20 protein-coding genes are annotated in these 20,141 nt (G+C 57.6%); 7 read left to right on the top strand and 13 right to left on the bottom strand.

The genetic code is table 11. The features are described 5' to 3' along the window. Positions 1–47: 47 nt before the first annotated feature. Positions 48–2,513 carry a methyl-accepting chemotaxis protein gene (locus tag DSCA_RS31420; RefSeq protein WP_167528040.1) on the bottom strand — a complete coding sequence of 822 codons (2,466 nt, stop codon included), beginning with the start codon at positions 2,511–2,513 and terminating at the stop codon, positions 48–50. Between DSCA_RS31420 and DSCA_RS32095 the strand changes: the two genes are divergently transcribed. The 3 genes from DSCA_RS32095 (at position 2,512) to DSCA_RS31410 (ending at position 4,709) form a co-directional block, all read left to right on the top strand. Then, positions 2,512–2,739, top strand: a complete 228-nt coding sequence (locus tag DSCA_RS32095) for a hypothetical protein (protein ID WP_167528039.1) — start codon at positions 2,512–2,514, stop codon at positions 2,737–2,739. The genes DSCA_RS31420 and DSCA_RS32095 overlap by 2 nt on opposite strands. Before the next feature lie 907 nt (positions 2,740–3,646). Continuing rightward, a complete protein-coding gene (locus tag DSCA_RS31415; protein ID WP_155320173.1) occupies positions 3,647–4,408 on the top strand; it encodes a dimethylarginine dimethylaminohydrolase family protein in 762 nt (253 codons plus the stop codon). A gap of 7 nt (positions 4,409–4,415) precedes the next feature. Continuing rightward, a complete protein-coding gene (locus DSCA_RS31410) occupies positions 4,416–4,709 on the top strand; it encodes a hypothetical protein (protein WP_231716329.1) in 294 nt (97 codons plus the stop codon). A 14-nt stretch (positions 4,710–4,723) separates the two neighbouring features. Here the strand turns inward: DSCA_RS31410 and DSCA_RS31405 are convergent, their stop codons facing one another. Both DSCA_RS31405 and crcB read right to left on the bottom strand, forming a co-directional pair. Continuing rightward, positions 4,724–5,074, bottom strand: a complete 351-nt coding sequence (locus DSCA_RS31405; protein WP_155320172.1) for a DUF190 domain-containing protein — start codon at positions 5,072–5,074, stop codon at positions 4,724–4,726. 56 nt (positions 5,075–5,130) lie between these two features. Continuing rightward, on the bottom strand, positions 5,131–5,508 hold the full coding sequence (crcB, locus tag DSCA_RS31400) for a fluoride efflux transporter CrcB (protein ID WP_155320171.1): 378 nt from the start codon (positions 5,506–5,508) through the stop codon (positions 5,131–5,133). Positions 5,509–5,731: 223 nt separating this feature from the next. On the opposite strand from crcB, the gene DSCA_RS31395 reads away from it, so the two are divergent. The 4 genes from DSCA_RS31395 to DSCA_RS31380 all read left to right on the top strand — a co-directional run bounded on the left by DSCA_RS31395 (position 5,732) and on the right by DSCA_RS31380 (position 9,724). Beyond that, entirely contained in the window at positions 5,732–6,199 is a 468-nt protein-coding gene (locus tag DSCA_RS31395; protein ID WP_174784006.1) for an Lrp/AsnC family transcriptional regulator, read from the top strand. A gap of 41 nt (positions 6,200–6,240) precedes the next feature. Beyond that, the gene (locus tag DSCA_RS31390) at positions 6,241–7,464 is read left to right on the top strand and encodes an LL-diaminopimelate aminotransferase (RefSeq protein WP_155320170.1); all 1,224 of its coding nucleotides are present in this window, start codon (positions 6,241–6,243) and stop codon (positions 7,462–7,464) included. A gap of 74 nt (positions 7,465–7,538) precedes the next feature. Continuing rightward, positions 7,539–8,828 carry a diaminopimelate decarboxylase gene (locus tag DSCA_RS31385; protein ID WP_155320169.1) on the top strand — a complete coding sequence of 430 codons (1,290 nt, stop codon included), beginning with the start codon at positions 7,539–7,541 and terminating at the stop codon, positions 8,826–8,828. 302 nt (positions 8,829–9,130) lie between these two features. After that, a complete protein-coding gene (locus DSCA_RS31380) occupies positions 9,131–9,724 on the top strand; it encodes a hypothetical protein (RefSeq protein WP_155320168.1) in 594 nt (197 codons plus the stop codon). Between the two features lie 125 nt (positions 9,725–9,849). Here the strand turns inward: DSCA_RS31380 and DSCA_RS31375 are convergent, their stop codons facing one another. The 10 genes from DSCA_RS31375 to DSCA_RS31330 form a co-directional block, all read right to left on the bottom strand. Next, the gene (locus DSCA_RS31375; protein ID WP_197904701.1) at positions 9,850–10,800 is read right to left on the bottom strand and encodes an SDR family oxidoreductase; all 951 of its coding nucleotides are present in this window, start codon (positions 10,798–10,800) and stop codon (positions 9,850–9,852) included. A 648-nt stretch (positions 10,801–11,448) separates the two neighbouring features. Further along, positions 11,449–12,441, bottom strand: coding sequence for an alcohol dehydrogenase catalytic domain-containing protein (locus tag DSCA_RS31370; protein WP_155320167.1), 993 nt, complete (start codon positions 12,439–12,441; stop codon positions 11,449–11,451). Between the two features lie 49 nt (positions 12,442–12,490). Continuing rightward, a complete protein-coding gene (locus DSCA_RS31365) occupies positions 12,491–13,261 on the bottom strand; it encodes an SDR family NAD(P)-dependent oxidoreductase (protein WP_155320166.1) in 771 nt (256 codons plus the stop codon). A gap of 218 nt (positions 13,262–13,479) precedes the next feature. After that, entirely contained in the window at positions 13,480–14,340 is an 861-nt protein-coding gene (locus DSCA_RS31360; RefSeq protein ID WP_155320165.1) for an NAD(P)-dependent oxidoreductase, read from the bottom strand. Positions 14,341–14,452: 112 nt separating this feature from the next. After that, a complete protein-coding gene (locus DSCA_RS31355; RefSeq protein ID WP_155320164.1) occupies positions 14,453–14,680 on the bottom strand; it encodes a MoaD/ThiS family protein in 228 nt (75 codons plus the stop codon). Then, positions 14,664–16,553: an aldehyde ferredoxin oxidoreductase family protein gene (locus DSCA_RS31350; protein ID WP_155320163.1), complete on the bottom strand. Its 1,890-nt coding sequence runs from the start codon at positions 16,551–16,553 to the stop codon at positions 14,664–14,666. The genes DSCA_RS31355 and DSCA_RS31350 overlap by 17 nt, the downstream gene beginning before the upstream one ends. A 152-nt stretch (positions 16,554–16,705) precedes the next feature. Beyond that, positions 16,706–18,013, bottom strand: a complete 1,308-nt coding sequence (locus DSCA_RS31345) for a TRAP transporter large permease (RefSeq protein WP_155320162.1) — start codon at positions 18,011–18,013, stop codon at positions 16,706–16,708. Between the two features lie 14 nt (positions 18,014–18,027). Next, complete coding sequence (locus tag DSCA_RS31340; RefSeq protein ID WP_155320161.1) at positions 18,028–18,549, bottom strand: TRAP transporter small permease; 522 nt, start codon at positions 18,547–18,549, stop codon at positions 18,028–18,030. Positions 18,550–18,620: 71 nt separating this feature from the next. Further along, positions 18,621–19,775, bottom strand: a complete 1,155-nt coding sequence (locus tag DSCA_RS31335; protein WP_155320160.1) for a TRAP transporter substrate-binding protein — start codon at positions 19,773–19,775, stop codon at positions 18,621–18,623. Positions 19,776–19,784: 9 nt separating this feature from the next. Beyond that, positions 19,785–20,039 carry a hypothetical protein gene (locus tag DSCA_RS31330; protein ID WP_197904700.1) on the bottom strand — a complete coding sequence of 85 codons (255 nt, stop codon included), beginning with the start codon at positions 20,037–20,039 and terminating at the stop codon, positions 19,785–19,787. Positions 20,040–20,141 lie beyond the last annotated feature (102 nt).

Below are 20,141 nucleotides of genomic sequence, written 5' to 3'. Positions count from 1 at the left end.
AGCGCATTGCATCCCTTTCGAAACCTAACCGGCCCGTAATCAGCGGCTTAACTCGAGCGTTCCTCATCGATTCGGAACAGTGCAATCTGCCGGGTCAGACTTGACGACAGCTGTCTCAGTTCATCGGTAATCCCCACGACCTCGGTGGCACCGGCCACCGTCTGGGTAGCACGGCTTGCCGATACGGTGGCGATCTCCACCAGACTCTTGGAGCGCGTTGCCTGGATGTCGGTCAGTTTTCTCATCTCCTCACTTCGCTCAACCACACCACGCATTTCCACGCCCACGTCTTCAGCACCCTTTTCAGCTTTCTTGACCAGTTCGGAGATCGCTTTTGATTTGGCAATCAGAGATTCCAGGGCAGCCTGTGCCGCCTCACGACGGCTACCCTGCCGACCGGCCATACCACCGATTTCCTTGGCAAGGGCGTTGAGACCTTCCATCAGGCCGGTAACCTCCCGCGCCTGCTGGTTCAGGGTCTGGGTCATCTCGGAAATAGTGTCGATGGCCTCACGGTTGATCTCGCCTCCCTGGGCGATTTTCTCCAGTGCCTGCTCTGATCGTTGGGTCAGCCGGGTACCCTCCTGTACGCGGTTGGAGGACTCTTTGATGAGCTGACCAATTTCTTTGGCCGCTTCGGATGATCGTTGGGCCAGCTTGCCCACTTCGTCAGCAACCACGGCAAAGCCCTTGCCGTGAACACCGGCTCGGGCAGCTTCAATGGCCGCATTCAGCGCCAGAAGGTTGGTCTGTTCGGCGATGTCGGTGATCACCGAGATAATATCGGATATTTTTTCGGAAGACTCGGCAATGGCCTGCATACCGGAAACGGTTTCCTTAACGGACCGGGCGCCTTCCCGGGCAGCCGCCAACACACCCTGGCCGTGTTCGGTGGCCCGGCCTGCGGCAACGGTCATCTCGGCCACAATGCCATCGATCTGCTTGACCGCATCGGTGGCCCGGCCCACCTGCTCACCCTGTTTACCGGCAGTGGCCACAACCATTCCACCGGTTTCACCCATTACCGTTACACGCTCACTTGCGATATTGGCCTCCTTGATCTGTTCGATGGAAGCCTGGCCCATCTGGCGCATGCTCTCGATGAGGGTCTCAACCTGCCGGTATGAGGTGTTGGCAGCATCACGCTGGGAGTGGGAGAACTGGGCCACTTCACCGGCGGTGGCGCCCATCTGGTTCACCGTCTCCTGAATGACGCCCATCTGACGTTCTTCTTCGGTGGCACGTTCCTTGTTGGCCGTTGCCCGTTTGGAAACCTCGCCGGAGAAGGAATCCACCTCGGTGGCAGCGATATCGGCCACCTTCAGCGATTCACGCAATTCGTTGATCATGTTGTTGAACTCTTTGGCCATCAAGCCGACCTCATCGCCGGTTTTGACCGGTGCCTGAAGGGTCAGGTCACGGTCGGCGGCCACCTTGTTGACGACGCCGGCAATCTCGACAACTGGCCTGGAGATTCCACCGGAAATCATGTAGACAACCCCCACCAGCACCAGCAAGGCGAGGTTACCAATGATCAGGGTGGCATAGAACACCTTGCGCGGCTGCTCCAGCACCTTGTCAATGGGTATGTTCATGGCCAGGCTCCACTTTTTCTTCGCGGTTCCAATGGGAATGGGCGCCAGGATATAGTAGGTTTTCTTGCCGGTGGTCTTGGAGACCTTGTATTGGCTGGTCTCGCGTCCGCCCTTCACGTCTTTGATAACCCTTTTATCGAACGCGAAAAAATCCATATGCTTGCCCACGTTGGCCTGCTTGGTGGGATGGGCCACAAAGACGCCGTCATTGGCAATCAGGAATCCGTAACCGGTTTCAAAAAGCTTGATCTGCTGAACCAGTGGTGTGAACGTTGACACCGGGATGTCAACCCCCACCACCGCGACCGTCTTGCCGTCAAACAGGACGGGAACCGACAGGACGGTCTTGAGCTGGGTTTGTTCGCCAACGGTATAGGGCATCGGGTCAAAAACCACCTCCTGCCCGGACTTCAGGGTTTCGAAATAGTAGGCCCCTTTCTCAGGGTCGGCATAGCCGGTCAGCGGCTCAACGTCAATTTCTCCGGAAAGGCGGTTCCAGTAGGGAACATAACGACCCGTTTCATCATGGCCAAAGGCATCGGCAAAATCTGAGTCCTTTCCGTCGAGTGCGTTGGGCTCCCAGCAGGTCCAGACACCAAGAAAGCCGGGGTTTTCTTCCAGAACCTGCTTCAGGACACCGTCCATCATATCCCTGGGTGGAACACCCTGTTGTTTCATACCCTGAAACGAAAGGGCCACCGTTCGAGCAACGTCCATGGACCGTCCCAGCTCGGCCTGAACCAGGTTGGCATATCGGTAGGCAGACTCACGGGCTTTGTCCAGCGCCTCTTTTTCTGCAAGGTTCCTCGCATTGTAGCCGATGTAGGTGACGGTCACCGCAAAGGCCAACCAAGCAACTGAACAAATGGAAATCAACAGTTTTGTTCTCAGCTTAAGGTTACGGAATTTTTGAAACATGGAATTTGCCTCCTCGAAGGATTTACAATATAAAAATGCCGATACCGGCAGCATTCAATCTGATGAAAACCGTTCTTTTTTACCGCCACGACCCCTTGGTAAAAAATCCGCCTTTCCTTGGAAAGGATCGTCACGCCCGCCCGTTTCCGGATTGACTCAATATGTCGGAAAAGCAAGCGGCATGCCATCTATCCAATATTCAATGACTAATATTATCCCCGCGTGATCCGCTTGTCCCGATTATCTTTTCGCATGTTGAGAAAACGGTTTTAATGGCCGGGATAACCCCATGGTATTTTTTCCAGGGGGACTTCATATCTGCGGCCAGCCTTTGGGGAATTAACCTCGAGATACTATTTTTGCCCGGGAAACCGATGATGCCGTATCGGCGGCCTGGCATCCATCATCATAATCAACTCTCAACTAAGCATTCCCCTTACTATCTGTATTTATGAGAATTTTATTATCCGAGCGAAACTCCATGTAATACATCGGCCGAATGCCGATAAACTTTAGCCTGCTGAAGCGTTTTTTTAAACGGAACGAGCGGGCTTAAGTAAAAGACCGGCAGGTGAAAGGTACCATTATAATCATGTCCGATTTCCCGCCGGGGAGAACATCGAATGCGCTGCAGGCCGAGCGGGTCCCAATACGATTGCGTATAGGGCCATGCTGGATTTACAGGCGGGCAGAGACGGCATCAGAGGATGTGACGACGCGATAAAGGCAGACCCCATATATTTTAAAAATTTTGTTTTCTTTAATTTTATATTAAATATTAAAAAAAATGGGACCCTCCTTTTTCACGTCTGTGTTCTTGCGTCCCAAAAACCGGATTCAGCATCCTGTGAGGATGACCGCTACCCCCTGCCTTAATCCTGAACGGCGGATGCATCCGGCATTAAGAACGGGGGCGGCACAGCGGAACGGGATGCAGTGGCCTCACCCCTCCTGGCAGGGTCATCAGCCTGACACCCTTTATATTTCATGAATCCATCCAGCCTCATCTGTGCCGTCCGGGCTATGAAAAGCGGTTTATTTTACAGGCCAACACTGCTATGGGTGATGCCATGTCCATGGCATGAAAACCGTGCTGTCGGTCTTTTACAAAAAACATCAGGAACGGAATGCTAATGAATTTTACCCATGCAATTGCCAGGCGGCCGGGAGAAGACATGGCTGCCGGCATCACGACATCAACGCTGGGCACCCCCGATTACCACAGGGCCCTGGACCAGTTCGATGCCTATGTCGCAGCGCTCAACGATTGTGGGATCACGGTCACGGTGCTTGATCCGCTGACGGGGCATCCCGATGCCCACTTTGTGGAGGACGCGGCGGTGGTGACACCGGATATCGCGGTGATCACCAATCCGGGCGCCGCGCCACGCAGGGGGGAGGTCTTGTCGATCGCAGAGGCCCTGCAGCCATTTCGAAAAACCGTCCGTGTCCAGCCGCCGGGTACCATCGACGGCGGCGATGTGCTGATGGTCGGGCGCCATTTTTTCATCGGCCTGTCCGACCGGACCAACGAAAAGGGGGCCCGTCAATTGGGCGACGCCGTCGCCGAATTCGGTTACACATGGACACCGGTACCCGTTGCCGCCGGCCTGCATTTCAAATCCAGCGTCAATGCGGTCGGCCATGACACCCTGCTGACGACCCCGACCTTTGCCGACCATCCGGCCCTTGAAGGCTTTCACCGGATCGTGATCTCACCCGGCGAGGATTACGCGGGGAATACCCTGCTGGTCAATGGTCACCTGATCATGCCGGCCGGATTCCCCCACACCCGGAAAAAACTGCAGGCGCTGGCCAAACCGATCATCGAGTTGGATGTCAGCGAATTCAGAAAAATGGACGGCGGCCTGACCTGCCTGTCCCTGCGGTTCTGACAGCCCAATGGAAGATGCCGACAGAAAAATGAACAGGGACCGCACGGCAGCCAGACCGAGTCTGTGGTGGTGGTTGAGGCAATTGCTGCTCACCGGCATCGCCTGTTTTTTTGTCTGTTTCGGGATCTCAGTGCTGGCAGCATCCTACGGCCTGGGTGACCCGTTCTCGTTCATCATGACCTTTTTTGGCGCCAGCCTGATGATTCTGATAAGCTTGGTGATGGTGCTGGGCTTTGTGCTGCGCATGCGGCGGGCCACAGCGACCGGCCATCGCGTGGGCGAAGAGGATGCAGACCCCTGACCCGCGATATGTCATCAATCGCCGGCTTTGCCACCGGCCCGGTACATGCGCACACGAGCCTTTTCCACCGTGACGAGGCCTTCGGTGATGGCGTGATCAATCGTATTGATAAAGGATTCAATATTCTCTTTGGTATCGACGATCTCGACCACCACGGGCAGGTCTTCGGAAAGCCGCAGGATCTTGGTGGTATGAATCAGACTGTTGGCGCCGAAGCCCCGGATACCCCGGAAAACCGTTGCACCGGCCATTCCCTGGGACCGTGCCTGCTCGACAATCCATTCGTAAAGGGGTTTGCGGCCATATTTGTTGGTCTCGCCAATAAATATGCGCAGCAATTGCCCGGCTTCCTTGAATACGGTCATGTTACCCCCTTTTTCATCATGTTCAACGCCTCGCCCATTTGAGCGCCTCCCTGAGGCTAAATCAACCGGGAAAGCATGTGCCCGGCAAAAACCGCTACCAGTCCGGCAACCAGGCTGACGCCAACATTGCCGAAAGACGCCAGCCATTGCCCCTGCTTGGCCAGGTTAAAGGTTTCCAGGCCAAATGTGGAAAAGGTGGTGAAACTTCCGAGCATGCCGACAAAAATGAATGCCCGCCATTCCGGGGAAAAAAACTGACGGCTCTCCATAAGCCCGCCACCGATACCGATCAGCAGGCAGCCTGTAAGGTTGACGGTCATGGTCCCCACCGGGAAAGATGAACTTTTGGCCAGCGTATGCATCCCGCCGGCAACAAGGTACCGCAGGATGGCACCGATGCAACCGCCTAGACCGATAACACCTATTTTCAGCATCACAACTCCTGTGGGAGATAGGATATCAACGCATCAATTCAGGGATCCGTTTGAGCATGCGGACCGAGATGATCCACCTGAATAGGCAAAACCCAGTCAGACATCAATCTTTTTCTCCCGCAATGAATCGAACCGCTGCACCAAAATAGGTATGACAATCAATAAATATTCTTGACAAGTGCTTTTTGCAAGAATATTATTCTTAAAAAAGGATATTTTTCGAATGATTGACGAAATTAGTTTAAATATACTGAAAATTCTGCAGGAGAAAGCCCGCATCCCCAATGTTGAGGTGGCCCGTCAGGTGGGCATGGCGCCCTCGGCTGTCCTGGAACGGATTCGGAAGCTGGAAAAAATGGGGTATATTGATGGTTATGAAGTCCGTCTCAACCCCGAACGTTTCGGCAAAAGCCAGGTCGCCTTCATTCATGTTCACACCGATGGCAAAGACGTGGATCCCGGCCTGGTAGACACCCTGGCGGCCATTCCACAGGTCCAGGAAATCCATTTCGTGGACGGTGGGGACAGCTATTTCCTCAAGGTCCGGGCAACCGACACCAGTTCGCTCGGGCACCTGGTACGGCAACGGATCGCCCCGCTCAAAGGGGTGATCTCCACCAACACCACCATTGTCATGAACACCTTTAAGGAAACGGCCAGGATTCCCATCGATGAAAAGGACCTGGCGTGATATCCCATCAACCTATTCCCAATCATAAAACGAGGCATCCCATGATCCACATCAATGACAACTACCTCAAGCTCAAAGCGTCCTATCTATTTTCAGATATCGCCAAACGGGTGGCTGCCCACCAGCAGCGTCGGCCTGAACCGGCTGTCATCAGGCTGGGAATCGGCGATGTGACCCGCGCCCTGCCCGATGCCTGTGTTTCCGCCTTTCACAGTGCCGTTGACGAGATGGGCGCCGATGCCAGTTTCCGCGGTTACGGCCCGGAACAGGGCTATGAATTCCTGCGTGAAGCCATTGCAGAAAATGATTTTCAGGCCCGGGGGGCGGATATCAACGCAGATGAAATCTTCGTCAGCGACGGCGCTAAATGTGACACCGGCAACATTCAGGAAATCTTCGACGGCAGGTCCCGGATCGCGATACCCGACCCGGTCTACCCGGTCTACCTGGATACCAATGTCATGGCCGGTCGAACAGGGGATTACCGCAATGGACGCTACGAGGGCATTGTCTACCTGGACGGCAGCGCGGACAATGGATTTGTCCCCGATCTGCCAGAAGAACCCGTGGACCTGATCTACCTGTGCTTTCCCAACAACCCGACCGGCGCGACCATCACCAAAAGCCAGCTCAAGGCCTGGGTGGACTATGCCGTGGCCAGCAAGGCCATCATCCTCTACGATGCCGCTTACGAAGCCTTTATCCGGGATGACACCCTGCCCCGTTCCATCTACGAAATCGACGGGGCCCGGCAGGTGGCCATCGAATTCAGGAGTTTTTCCAAAACCGCGGGCTTTACCGGCACCCGATGCGCCTATACGGTGGTGCCCAGATCCCTGATGGCCTATACCGCATCCGGCGACCCCCACCCGGTACACAGCCTGTGGAATCGTCGGCACAGCACCAAATTCAACGGCGTCTCGTATCCGGTCCAGCGGGCCGCGGAAGCGGTCTACAGCGATGTGGGCAAACGCCAGGTGGCCGAACTGATCGATTACTACATGACCAACGCCGACCTGATCCGCCAGGCCATGCAATCTCTCGGCTACCCGTGCATCGGCGGCAAAAATTCACCCTATATCTGGGTATCGACGGGTGGGAAATCCTGGGCCTTTTTCGATATGCTGCTGGAAAAAACCGGTGTGGTCTGTACGCCGGGAGCCGGGTTCGGCACCTGTGGTGAAGGCCATATCCGGATCAGTGCTTTCAACAGCCATGAAAATGTCTCCACGGCCATGTCCCGTATTCGCCAGGCCCTCTCGTAGCCGGAGCCGGTGAACGCGCACAGCACAGCAAAAGACAGTCAGATCGAACCTGTAAGACGCCAAGGAGTTCCGCCATGCCCATGTCCAACGCATTCGAAAATCGGTTGCTACCCCGACTGGATGATATTGTCGCTCACTTCGGCACCCCGTTCCATATTTATGATGAAACCGGCATACGGGAAACCGGCGATCGGCTGAAAAAAGCCTTTAGTGCAATCCCCGGCTTCAGGGAGTTCTTTGCGGTAAAAGCCCTGCCGAACCCCGCGATCCTGGCCGTCATGGCCGACATGGGATTCGGGTTCGACTGCAGTTCGGTGGCCGAACTGATCCTGGGCCGCCGGGTCGGGGGATGCGGCGACGACCTGATGTTCACCGCCAACAACACGACCCGGGGTGACTTTGCCACCGCCATGGCCGATGGCGGCAGCATTGTCAATCTGGACGACATTTCTCTCATCGACAAACTTCCCGCTCCCCCGGACCTGATCTGCTTTCGTTACAACCCCGGTGACCGGCGCACGGGCAATGCCATCATCGGCCGGCCGGTGGAAGCCAAATACGGCGTCAGCCACGATCAACTGGTCCACGCTTACCAAAAAGCGAAGGATCTCGGAATCAGGCGATTCGGGCTGCACACCATGCTGGCATCCAACGAACGGGATTACACCTACATGGTGCAGACGGCATCCATGCTTTTGGAACAGGTGGAGCGCGTGTCCCAAGCGTTGAACGTCCGCTTCGAGTTCATCAATATCGGCGGCGGCCTGGGCATCCCCTACCGCCCGGCCGATGAACCGTTGAACCTGGAGGCCATGGGCCAGGCGATTACCGCCCGGTTCGACGCCTTCGACGGGCGTAACGGCTACCGGCCCAGACTTTTCATGGAAAGCGGCCGTTTCATGACCGGCCCCCACGGCGTGTTGGTGACAACTGCCATCAACCGCAAAGAAATCTACCGCACCTACGTGGGGGTGGACGCCTGCATGTCGGCCCTCATGCGTCCGGGCATGTACAACGCCTACCACCATATTACCGTTCCGGGCAGCGCAGCAGATGCGCTGCAGGTTGTCGATGTGGTGGGCTCGCTTTGTGAAAACAACGATAAATTCGCCATCCAGCGGCAGTTGCCTGCCATCACCGGCGGCGACCGCGTAGTGATTCATGACACCGGCGCCCATGGCCATTCCATGGGATTCAACTACAACGGCAAACTCCGTCCCAAGGAACTGCTGCTCAAGACAGACGGAACTGTTGATCTGATCCGACGGGAAGAACGGCTGGAAGATTATTTTGCAACCCTGTCCTTCACACCCGACAGGCTTCCCGCCAGCGCCACGGAAGCATTCACGCAACTGGCCAATTAGCCGGCGACCTCAAGAAAACGGGCAACTGTCCGCAGGCAGGATGCCCGTTTCCCGCTGTTTCTGATCGATCCCCGCATGCCGGAACTATTTTCACGATCCGGCTTAAGTCGCGGCCCCAAATGACCGATAAGCGCACAAACGCCTCGATTCAAGCCTCCGCGGGCAAAATCGCATAATTACCGGGACCCGTATTCGATGGCCACCATGAGGCCATTGATCGGGTTTTTAGCCGTTCCGGCAAAACATCGTTGACTAATTGCAGCAGTGCTGGTTTATATCTGAAAGATTACAAAGGAGAACCTATGGATGATTTTCTGCACAATTTAAGAAGTGGAAAGCTGAAACAACCGGACCGGGGAAGGCGGGATTATTCAGACTACAAGGGCCCTCAGCGCCGGGCGGGAAACGAACGGCGAAAACCGGATTACTACGCCAAAGTGACCGGTGAGAATTTTGCGCTTGTCAAGGACAGCCTGGACCTTCTGGCAGAAAACCAAAAGCGTATTGCCGATGCGCTCGTGGCCGGAGAAAAAACAAACACCCGTATTGCCGACGCCTTGGAGGCCATCGCCGACATGATGAAGGCCAATCCGGGCCCGGCAGCGGTTCCGCCCCCTCCAGGTCGGCCGACGGACCGGATAGCGGAAATGCCTCCCACGGACCGCATCGCTTTGGACGACAACGGGAAGGATCGACCGCAGATCAACGCAGGCAATGAAACACCCGGTGATGGCACAAGACCCGATATACTGGGTATCATTGCGTCCATGAGGGAAGAGGGCAGCAGCTGGGAGAAAATCGCCCGCCACATGGACGCCCAGAACATTCCCACCGTGTCAGGTAAAGGGAAATGGCGCGGACAGGCGATAAAAAAGTTCTGGGAGGCCAATACCTGAGCCCACTGGCATTCGCCCCCCGGCCCAAACTCACCACGATCTCTTTCTAACCGGCTGCATTCATTTAAGCAAAATCTTGATGGGTGGCACCCCCTTTCGGCAGCAAGACCGGTTGCCTGAAAACCTCATGAAGTGCCAGTTTCCCGGTACCAGGCCAGCGTATCGACCAGCCCCTGGCGAAGCGCCACCCGAGGGCTGAATCCGAGGGCATCGCCAATCTTGCTGATATCGGAAACGGATTCCCGGATATCGCCGGCCCGCGCCGGACCGAAAACCGGATCGATCGCGACACCCGAGAGGTCACCGATCAGGGACCACAGGTCTCGAATACGGATACATGCGCCGGTCCCCACGTTAAATATCCCACCGGCTGCCGACGGGTTGCCGGCGGCCATCAAGTTGGCCCCCACCACATCCTTGACATTGACAAAATCCCGTGTCTGGCCGCCGTCGCCATAGATGGTCGGCGCCTGGCCGGCAGTGGCCTGGGTCATGAAAATGGAGATCACTCCGGAATAGGGTGACGACGGATCCTGCCGGGGACCGAACACGTTGAAATATCTCAGACAGACCGTTTCCAGCCCGTAGAGGTCCATGAAGGTTGAGGCGTAAAATTCGCCGGCGAGCTTTTGCACCGCATAGGGGCTCAATGGTCTGGGCGCCATATCCTCGGTTTTGGGCAGCCGTGGATCATCGCCGTATACCGCGCTGGAGCTGGCCAGGACCACCCGCCGCACGTCGTTTCGCCGGGCGGCATCCAGCACCCGCACCGTTCCCAGATCGTTGACTTCGCAGGAATGGGAGGGATCCTTTACGGTCTGGGTGACCGATACCACCGCCGCCTGGTGAAACACCACCTCACATCCCTTGATCACCCGGTCCAGCAGCTGCGCATCCCGGATATCACCTTCGACGAAATCAATCCGATCGCCCGCACCATCGAGATTGTGGCGGTGACCAGTCGACAGATTGTCCAATACGGTAACCCGGCATCCGTCGGTTGCCAGTGCCTCCACCAGGTGAGAGCCAATGAACCCGGCACCACCGGTTACCAGCGCGTGACTGATTTTTTTCATTCTGAAACATCCTTTCATTAATGACCGTTCTGACGGAAAAGGGTCTTGCCCCCATGGCTGCCCATGGTATAAGTGAGTATTCCATCAACCATCATCCCGGAACCACCTGTCAAGATGTCAAACGAGCGCGTCGTCTGCCGAAAATGCAGGTTTTACTACATTACCTGGGACTCCCGTCAGCCCCACGGCTGTAAGGCCATGGGCTTCAAAAGCCGCCGTCCCCCCAGCCTCGTCGTCCGAAAAAACACAGGGCATGAATGCCTGCGCTACACCCCCAAGGATGAAGCGGACGGCAACCCGCCATGAAGATGAACATACCCTGTCAGGCCGGATGAAAAGCGATCTGCCGATCATAAATGCCTGAAGGGAAAGTTCAATAGCCGAAAAAAAGGAAACGATAACGGAAGCAGGCTAAGAGAAAAAAGGCCGGAAATCAACCGAAAACAGGTCGGGGAACAAGAGAAGACACCCCCTGCCGGGCAGACACGCCGGCGTTCGAAGAATCGTATGGTTACCCGTAAGGCAGGAGTTCATGAAAACGCAGGACCTTACCGGGGGGCACGCGATAGTGATGATCCACCCATCGGAGCGTGCCCCCCGATACGCCGTCAAGGCCCGGATTCGGAAGGTGTCGGCAGGACTTGACGGTCAGGGGACCAGAACGATCTTGGGGGCAGCCGTGCGCCCCTTGTCAAGATCGTCGAATGCGGCGGCGCCGTCGGCCAGCGGACGGGTTTCGACCCAGCTCAAATCGCCAAGCAGGCCGCTGCCGAGGGCTTCCGCAGCCGCCCTTACATCCGCCGGTGTATAGCAGTAGACACCGAGCAGCTTGACTTCAAACAGGGTGAGCTTGCGGATATCGAGATCGCCTTTGGCATCCATCAAACCGATGTGCACGAAAATACCGCCGGGGGTTACGGCCGCCATGGCCGGCGCACGGGTCACGCCACCGCCCACGGCGTCGACCACCAGGTCGAAGGAGTCGTTTTCCAGGGCCGGATCGTTGATCGGGTCGTGCACCCGGCATCCCGTATGTGCCACCAGGCTTTCCCGGCGCAGGGGGTTGGTTTCAGACACAACGAGCCGCTTGCACCCATAGGCCCGCAGCAGCAGTGCGGCCAGAAATCCCACGGCACCGCCGCCGATCACCAACGTGTTGAGTTCCGCCAGGGGGCGATGGGACGCCTCGCGGGCCAGGTTCAATGCGTGCAGGGCCGTCGCTGTCGGTTCGGTGAGGGATGCATGCACGGCATTCATGGAATCGGGTATGCCGATGATATTGGTGGACGGAATAGTGACGTACTCGGCATACGCCCCGGCCAGTCGCATGCCGATCAGTTCACGGTCGGCGCACAGGTGGGAGCGACCGGTATCACAGTAGGCACATCGGCCGCAGGTGATCAGCGGATTGATCACGATGCGCCTGCCGGCATCCGTTCCGGAAACCACGCTGCCGGCGACTTCGTGACCGAGAATCAGCGGCGGCACGCGACGCGGATCCCTACCGTGAAAGGCGTGCATGTCGGACCCGCAGATTCCCGTCGCCTCGACCTTGACCAGGACATCATCCGGCCCGGGAACCGGGTCCGGCTCGTCGCGGTAAACAATCCGGTTGGTATCAGTGTACACCAATGCTTTCATGAAATATCACTCCCATTCGAATTTGATAGGGTGCGGATGCCGCACAGCGTTATTTGGCCGTCCAGCCACCGTCGATAAATATGGTCTGGCCGGTAATATAGTCCGAGGCCGGGGAAGCCAGGAAAATAGTCAGCCCGTCAATATCCTCCACCACCCCCGTTCGCCCCGTGATCGTCTGTCTGGCAAGGGCCCGGATCACGTTTTCATCTTCGTAAAGCGGTGCGGTGAGGCCGGTTTTAAAGAAACCGGGGGCAATGGCATTGCAGGTGATGCCGCTCCGGTCGGCCGACCAGGACTCGGCCATGGCCCGGGTCAACTGCATGACACCCCCTTTGGACGCCCCGTAAGTCAGTCCGTTTTTAAAGGCTCGTACGGACTGCAATGAGGCGATGTTGACAATTTTGCCCCATCCGCTGGCCAGCATGCCGGGCACCACCTGTTTGGCCAGGAAAAAAGGCGCACCCAGGTTGAGGGCCATGGTATCGTTCCAGATTTTTTCGGTAATCTCCTGCCAGGGCCTCCGGGGATTGACACCGGCGGCGTTGATCAGGATGTCGACCGGTCCGAAACAGGCCTCGGCCTTTCTTGCCAGGCCATCCAGTTCGTCGATACGACCGACATCATAAGCCACATGGTCAGCCCGTCCGCCGGTTTCACGGACAGCGGCCACCGCCTGCAGCAGGGCGTCTTCGCTGCGGGCCACGTGAACGACGGCGGCGCCGGCAGCCGCGAGTGCCCGGGCCATGCCCTTTCCGATCCCGGAACTGGCACCGGTCACCAACGCCACTTTACCGTCAAGACGAAATAGCTTTTCGATCATCTTCTTTTCCCGTTCTGTCTGTAGACTGTTTTGCGCGCCTTACCCGGCCGGGTCGCCGGAGTCCCGGTCAAATCCCAATGGGGTCGGTCATCTGCCCATCGGACCGGCCGCGCTCCGGCGAAAGCGCGGGGAGCCGTTCTTCATCGGCTGCAGGACCGGCCCAACCGCAGCGCCCCGATCATCTTTTGTCCGGCGCCGCGGTTGTTCAGCCTGACAGTCTACTCGATGACCTTGTAAACGGCATTGCAGTCATCGCCGCCAAACCCCGCGGCGCTGGCTGCCTTGAAGTAGTCAAGCGCCACTTTCATCAGTCGGGGATCCTTGTCCCACTGCTCGGCCATCTCGCAACCCAGCCGGACATCCTTCAGTGCCAGGTCCAGGCCAAAGCGCGGGGCAAAGTCACCGTCGGCAATCCATGGGGCGCGCAACGCCGACTGAAAGCTCTTGCCCCCGGTCTCCTCGATCAGTTCGGCCATCAGGGACGGCGCGATTCCCGCTTTTTCCCCCAGCCGGATGCCCTCGGCAATCACCGCCACGTTCGTCATGCCCATCATGTTGGAAATCAACTTGAAGGCCTGGGACGCTTCAACTTCTCCCATGTAGTAGACCGGGTCGCCCACCACCTGGAGGATCTCCTTGAGTTCGTCGTAGGTCTCCTTTTTGCCGCCCGCGAATATCGGTTCCTCGGCCTTTTCGGCGGCGGCGGGGTTTTTCCCCAGCGGGCAGGCCAGAAAACGGATGCCGAGCGCCTCGCAGGCATCGGACACCTTGCGCGCAGACTGCGGATCGATGGTGCTGACATCGATATAGGCAGCGCCGGTCTTCATGGCTGCCAGCAGGCCATCGGGCCCGAGCATCACCTGTTCGATGTGGGAAGGCAGCGGCAAGGAAGTGAAAACGACATCCGCATCGGCCAGGTCCCCCACGGCGGCGGCGGCCTTGCCGGAGGTCCCGGCCGCCAGTGTTTTCTCTATGGCTTCCTGGCTCAGATCGTAAACCAGAACATCTTTACCGGCCCGAATCAGATTTCGTGCCAGTCCCCCACCCATGTTTCCCAATCCGATAAATCCGAAAAGCATAATTTTCACTCCTTGGTTGTTGTCCGTTATGAAATTGAAACGTCGCTGCCGCGCCGGCAACGACGCGCATTCGTTTTCCCCGTACCTGAATTCCCTGCCCGGCGCATCGCACCTATCCACCGCCGATGGGCGGTATCAGGGTGACCGCGTCTCCTTCGGCCAATATCCGGTCGAAAGTGGCACTGCGTCCGTTGACTGTCAGGATGCCGACATCGATGTCGTCAAGTGCCAGATGCCCGAGCAGGTCCCGAACCGTGGCCCCGTCCCGGAGGTCGACCGTCTTGGACGGGGTGCCCGGTTCCTTTTCCCGAACCGCAAAACGTTTAACCGTGACTCTCATCGGCCAGCCATTCCAGGTTCAGTTCGACCAGTTTGCCCCGGGTCGGTCGCCCCTGCTTGTCCCAGCCGGATATCCCGTAATAGAGGTCGATGGCCTCCCGAAACGCCACCGGGTCGATAAACTGCCCCTTGAGGGGGCCGCTGGGCATCGGCTGGTGCCACCTGCGGATCACCCGGTCGTCCTCTGGCGAAAGTCCTTCCCGGTTATTGAACACCCGGGCCATAACCGTCCCCCGTTCCGACACCTTGATCATATCGTGCAGGCTGGTGTCCCAACCGGTGATCGCCCGGACCGAATCCACCAGTTTCTCGAAGGTCATGGCGTGGATGGGGACCGAGCAGAAATTACAGATCCCATAACAGTTGTTGATCTGCCAGGCCTTCTGGCCGTTGACGAAAAAGCGCACCTTTTCCGCGTTGGTCTCCAGGGGTTTGACCGGATCGAAAACCCCGAGGGGATGCAGTTTACTCACCCCCTCGCCCTGAAAGGCGACGTCGTGGGGCGTTTCGATGTGGTCGGCCCCGGTGGGGCACAGCGCAAACCCCATGCCCATGCCGGTCTTTCCGCGGCCGTCGTGCAGGGGCAATTCCTGGCCCTTGATGTGGAAGGCGTACTTCTCGGCCCCCTTGCCGATGATCTCGGCAGCTTTTTTCACCCCCTTGGAAAGGACGTCCCCGATCCCTCGGCGATGGGCGATCTCCCCGATCAGCCAGATCATGGCGTCGGCATCCCCCCAGTTCAGCGGCCGCCCGCCCGTGTCAGCCCCGGTGATGATCCCGTGTTCGAAACACTCGAAGGCAAAGGCGATGACGCAGCCGGTGGAGATGGTATCCAGCCCGTACAGGTTGCACAGCTGGTTGCCCCGGGCCACGGCCGGCAGGTTGTCGATGTCGCACAGGGAACCCAGCGCCGCCAGGGTCTCGTATTCCGCGCCGCCAAAGCGTTTATCCAGGGGGTATTTGTCGTCGTCCAGGGCGACCCGCCGCTTGCATCGGACCGCACAGGAGTAACAGGTACTGGCCGAATCGAAGATGGTGTCGTGGTAGACTTCGTGACCGATCTTGTCGGCGCCCTCGAAAACCCCTTCCCGAAAATTGTGGGTGGTCAGAATACCGGTATCGTTAAGGGCCTTGACCAGCACCGTGGTGCCAACCTTGGACAGGCCGACGTTGGGCGGGTGCACCTTGATCCGGTCATTGTGCCACTTGCGCACCGCCTTGACCCTTTCCGGATCGGCCATTTCGGTCTTCTTCCGTCCGCGGGCCGCAACGGCCTTGAGGTTCTTCGATCCCATCACCGCTCCCATTCCGCAGCGGCCGTTGTAGTGCTCCATGTCGTTCTGGACACAGGCATAGGGGACCATACGCTCACCGGCCGGCCCGATGGAGGCCACCCGGACCATTTTCTCCCCGGTCTCTTCGCGAATGCCCTCCAGGGTCTTCCAGTTGTCCTGACCCCAGATGGTGGCGGCATCCCGGATCTCCACCTCACCGTCATGCACGTAGAGATAAACCGGTTTGGGGGCGCGCCCCTGCACCACGATGGCGTCGAACCCCGCAAACTTCAGTTCGGGTCCGAAGTACCCGCCGGCTTCGGTACGCCCGAAGGCCCCGGTCAGCGGCGATTTGGCGGCCACCGAGTATCGGCTGTAGCCGGACAGGGGGGCACCGGTTACCACCGAGCAGGCAAAGACCAGGACATTTTCCGCGGAGAGCGGGTCGACCCCCGGTTTCAGTTTTTTCAGCAGGTAGTAGGCGGCCAGCGCCGACCCCCCGACATAGGTCCGGTACCAGCTTTCGCCCGGTTCTTCTATCTCCCAGGTGCTCTCCGTCAGATTGACGTGCAGTATTTTCCCGTTATATCCAAAAGGCATGGTATCACCTCATCATTGAATCTCGTTAGTTCTGGTGGCGGCCAACACATCGAAAGACGGCAGCCGGCACGGTCTTGCCCGGGCGTGCGGCGTCTGGAACGACCGCCCCCCCGCACATATATGTTCTCGCGTCTGCCAACCGGCACCTGGCATCATAGCAACCACAGCGACAGCGACGGGATAAAGGCCAGCAGCATCAGGACAACCAGCATCGTCACCACAAAGACAATGGCGTGCCGGGATATCGCCAGAACGGATGTCCCGGTGACCCCGGATACCACAAACAGGTTGAGGCCGAGTGGCGGCGTAATAAATCCGATACCCAGCGCCGTGATCATGAAGATGCAGAAATGGACTTCATTCATCCCGATCTCCTGGGCCAGGGGCAGCAGCAGCGGTGAAAGGATCACGATGTTCGGCGTGGTTTCCATCACGCAGCCGGCAATCATCAGAATAACCACCATGATCAGAACGATCAGGACTTTGTTGGTGGTCAGGGCCGTCATGGAGTAAACGAAGAACTGCGGCACCTGCAACGATGCCAGGGTCTGGGCCAGCGGCAGGGACATGGCGATTATCGGAACAATGACGCCGTTGACCCTGGCGGACGATTCCAGCATCTCCGGAAAATCGGCCAGTTTCAGCGTGCCCTGAAAAAACCCGATGATAATGGTGGTGACCACAGCCACCGCGGCCGATTCGGTCGGGGTAAACAATCCGGAATAGATTCCACCCAGGATGATAAACGGAATCAACAGGGCGAAACGCGCCGAATAAACGGTCTTGAGCCAATACTGGAAATTGAAACCGATGTCCGAGGCTTCGTACCCCTTGACCCGGTTCACCAGGGTATTGGTAATCATCACCGAGGACAGGATCATGACGCCCGGTACTGCAGCGGCCAGGAAGAGGGTCGAGGCCGAAATCCCGAGGATGAGACCGATGATGATATATGAAATCGACGGAGGGATAAGCACACCGGTGCAGGCGCCGGCAGCCACCAGTGCGCAGGCGTATCCTTTGGGATACCCCCTCTCGACAAGGCGGTGGATGGTAATACGGCTGATGGCTGCGGCATCCGCAGCATCGGAACCGGAGATGCAGGCAAAAAATCCGCAGCCGAGCACGGTGGATGTCCCCAGGCCCGCGCGCTGCCACCCCATGGTGGCTTCGGCCACATCGAGAAGTTTGTTGGACAGTCCCGTTCGTACCAGCACATCACCGGTGAGAATAAAAAGCGGCACGGCGATGAGGGCAAAGGAATCCACGCCGTCGAACAACGCTTCTCCCATCAGCGTCGGTGGAAGGACCCCGGTTGTCAGTAGCATTATAAGTGAACCGAGTCCGACGACCACCCAGATGCGGACGGCCAGCAGAATCATGATCACCATGCCGATCAACGGCAGGTAGAAATCCCAGCCGAGGCTCAGCGTCTGTTGCTGCATCATGTATTGGTACATTGTTTTGTCAGCTCCTAATCAAAAAGTTTGTTGCCCTCAAACACCGGTCGCCCCGCCCTCAGATCCTTCCAGTCGCGCCGCATTGACTGCAGCAGACGGATGACCATCATGGAAAAACCGAGGGGGACAGCTGCGAGAAACCAGGCCTGGCTGATTCTCAGCCCATGGGTGACCGAACCGAAATGGATGGATGTCAGCACCGATTCCATGGACCAGTAGATGGACAGCACCGCGAGGATCAGCGTGATGATATCGCCGAAAAGGAAAAGAACGCCGCGCATCCGCTGGGAAAAAAGTGGAAGGATGACATCGATGCGAATATGCGCGCGTTCTTTGATGGCGGACGAGGCACCGATCCAGGCCACATAGATAAACGCGTACCGGGCAACTTCTTCCGCCCAGATCGATGAATAGGAAAGCAGGCTGCGCCGCAGAACTTCCAGGAAAACGGTGATCACAATCATGGCGTAGAGCGGCAGCAACAGGTAGCGTTCGCCATTTTCGTCTATTTGTTTTACCACTTTATTGAATTGCATATACCATCCTCGGGTCACGTCATCGTCGGCGGGACGTCACCGGAGACGTCCCGCCGACAGGTTACGGGCGGCTATATATCGTGCACATAAAAATTATTGAAGGTATTGGCCGCTTCTTCCAGCTTGGCAAAATTGGCCTGGGAGCCGACCAGTTCCTTCTTGATGTCATCCCATGCGGGAAGCTGCGCGCCGGCCTTGGCCACCCACATTTCCTTTTCCGCGGCGGTCGGCACGTAGAACTTGACCCCTGCCCGGCCCAATTCCGCCATGGCATACGCACGGGCTGCCGGAACCTTGGCCAGGTTCTGGCGGCTGGTCAATTCACTGGCAAACTCGATCCCGTCCTGGACATCTTTGGGCAGGCTCTTGAACCACTTCAGGTTGCAGGAATAGACCTGGGAATCGGGTACGGCGGCATTGAAGGTCACGCTGGAGAGAATCTCCTTGAAGCCGAACACCAGGAGGGCCTCCACACTGGGATCGAGCGCGTCGGCCACGCCCTGTTTGATGGCCGAGGAGGTTTCGCCCCAGGCCACGGGGGTGGGGTTGGCGCCGACCAGCTGATAGAACTTCTGCAGAATCTTGGAGCCGGGAACGCGAAACTTGATCCCTCTCAACTGTTCCGGAGTTTTAATCGGCCCTTCGACGCCCTTGCGGATGGCAACCGTCCGGGGATCGATGCACACATACCAGAGGGCCTTGAACCCCTTGGCCTCGATCTTCGGGTTGATCTCGTTCTTCCAGGCGTCGGAGGTGACCAGGTTGATGAACTTCTGGTTTTCACCGCACCAGTAGGGAACGTTGATCACGTCGGCCGCCGGGGCAAAGGGGGCGAAGTTGGAAATCGAATGCTGGGCCGCCTGGATCGTTCCGGCCTGAACCTTCTGCACCAGGGCACTGCCGGCGCCAAGCTGTCCGCCCGGCGCAAGTTTGACATATACCTTCCCGTGGGTGGCATTCTGGATGTTTTCCTTGAAATCCAGCTGCATGATCGGATAGGTCCGCGACGCACCAAGGATGTATGCCGTGGCGACGTTCATGGTGTACTTGGCTCTCTTCTGGCGGTCCTTTTCCTCATTGGCCGTCATAGCCATGGCCTCTTTGGATCCAATCGCTCCCGTTGTCAGCGCAACGGCGGCGGCGGTAAAGCCGAATTTGGCGCTGGCCGCCATGAAACGACGACGTTCTTCGGACTTCAGGCCTTTGAGTTCCTTTTTTTCCGTCATGGTTCTCTCCTATTCTTGGTCTGGTTTTCGGGTTAACTTCCTTACCGCCTCACGATGCAATGCGGCGACGATAAACGCTACAGAGGCGGCAAACAGGATCAGGAATTCGCCGACGTTTCCGATGTGGTAGGTCTTCCACCCGAAAACGATTGTCGCTTTTCCGAGCAATACGTTAATGAGGTATAATCCGAAAAAAACGGCGAATAGCGTCACTGCGATTCGATCACCCCTGCTGAAAGCGGTGGTATCTTGCTGGTTCGTCATCGGTTTGCTCACCCCTCGTTGAATGGCATGGGGGGACTGGCGCATCCCCCGGTTATGGTTTGATCGGTGAACCGGCCCGGACAACGACCGTCCGGTATGGCC

Origin of the sequence: Desulfosarcina alkanivorans (assembly GCF_009688945.1) — a bacterium.
GTDB lineage: Bacteria > Desulfobacterota > Desulfobacteria > Desulfobacterales > Desulfosarcinaceae > Desulfosarcina > Desulfosarcina alkanivorans.
This window is presented reverse-complemented; position numbering and strand designations above follow the sequence as displayed.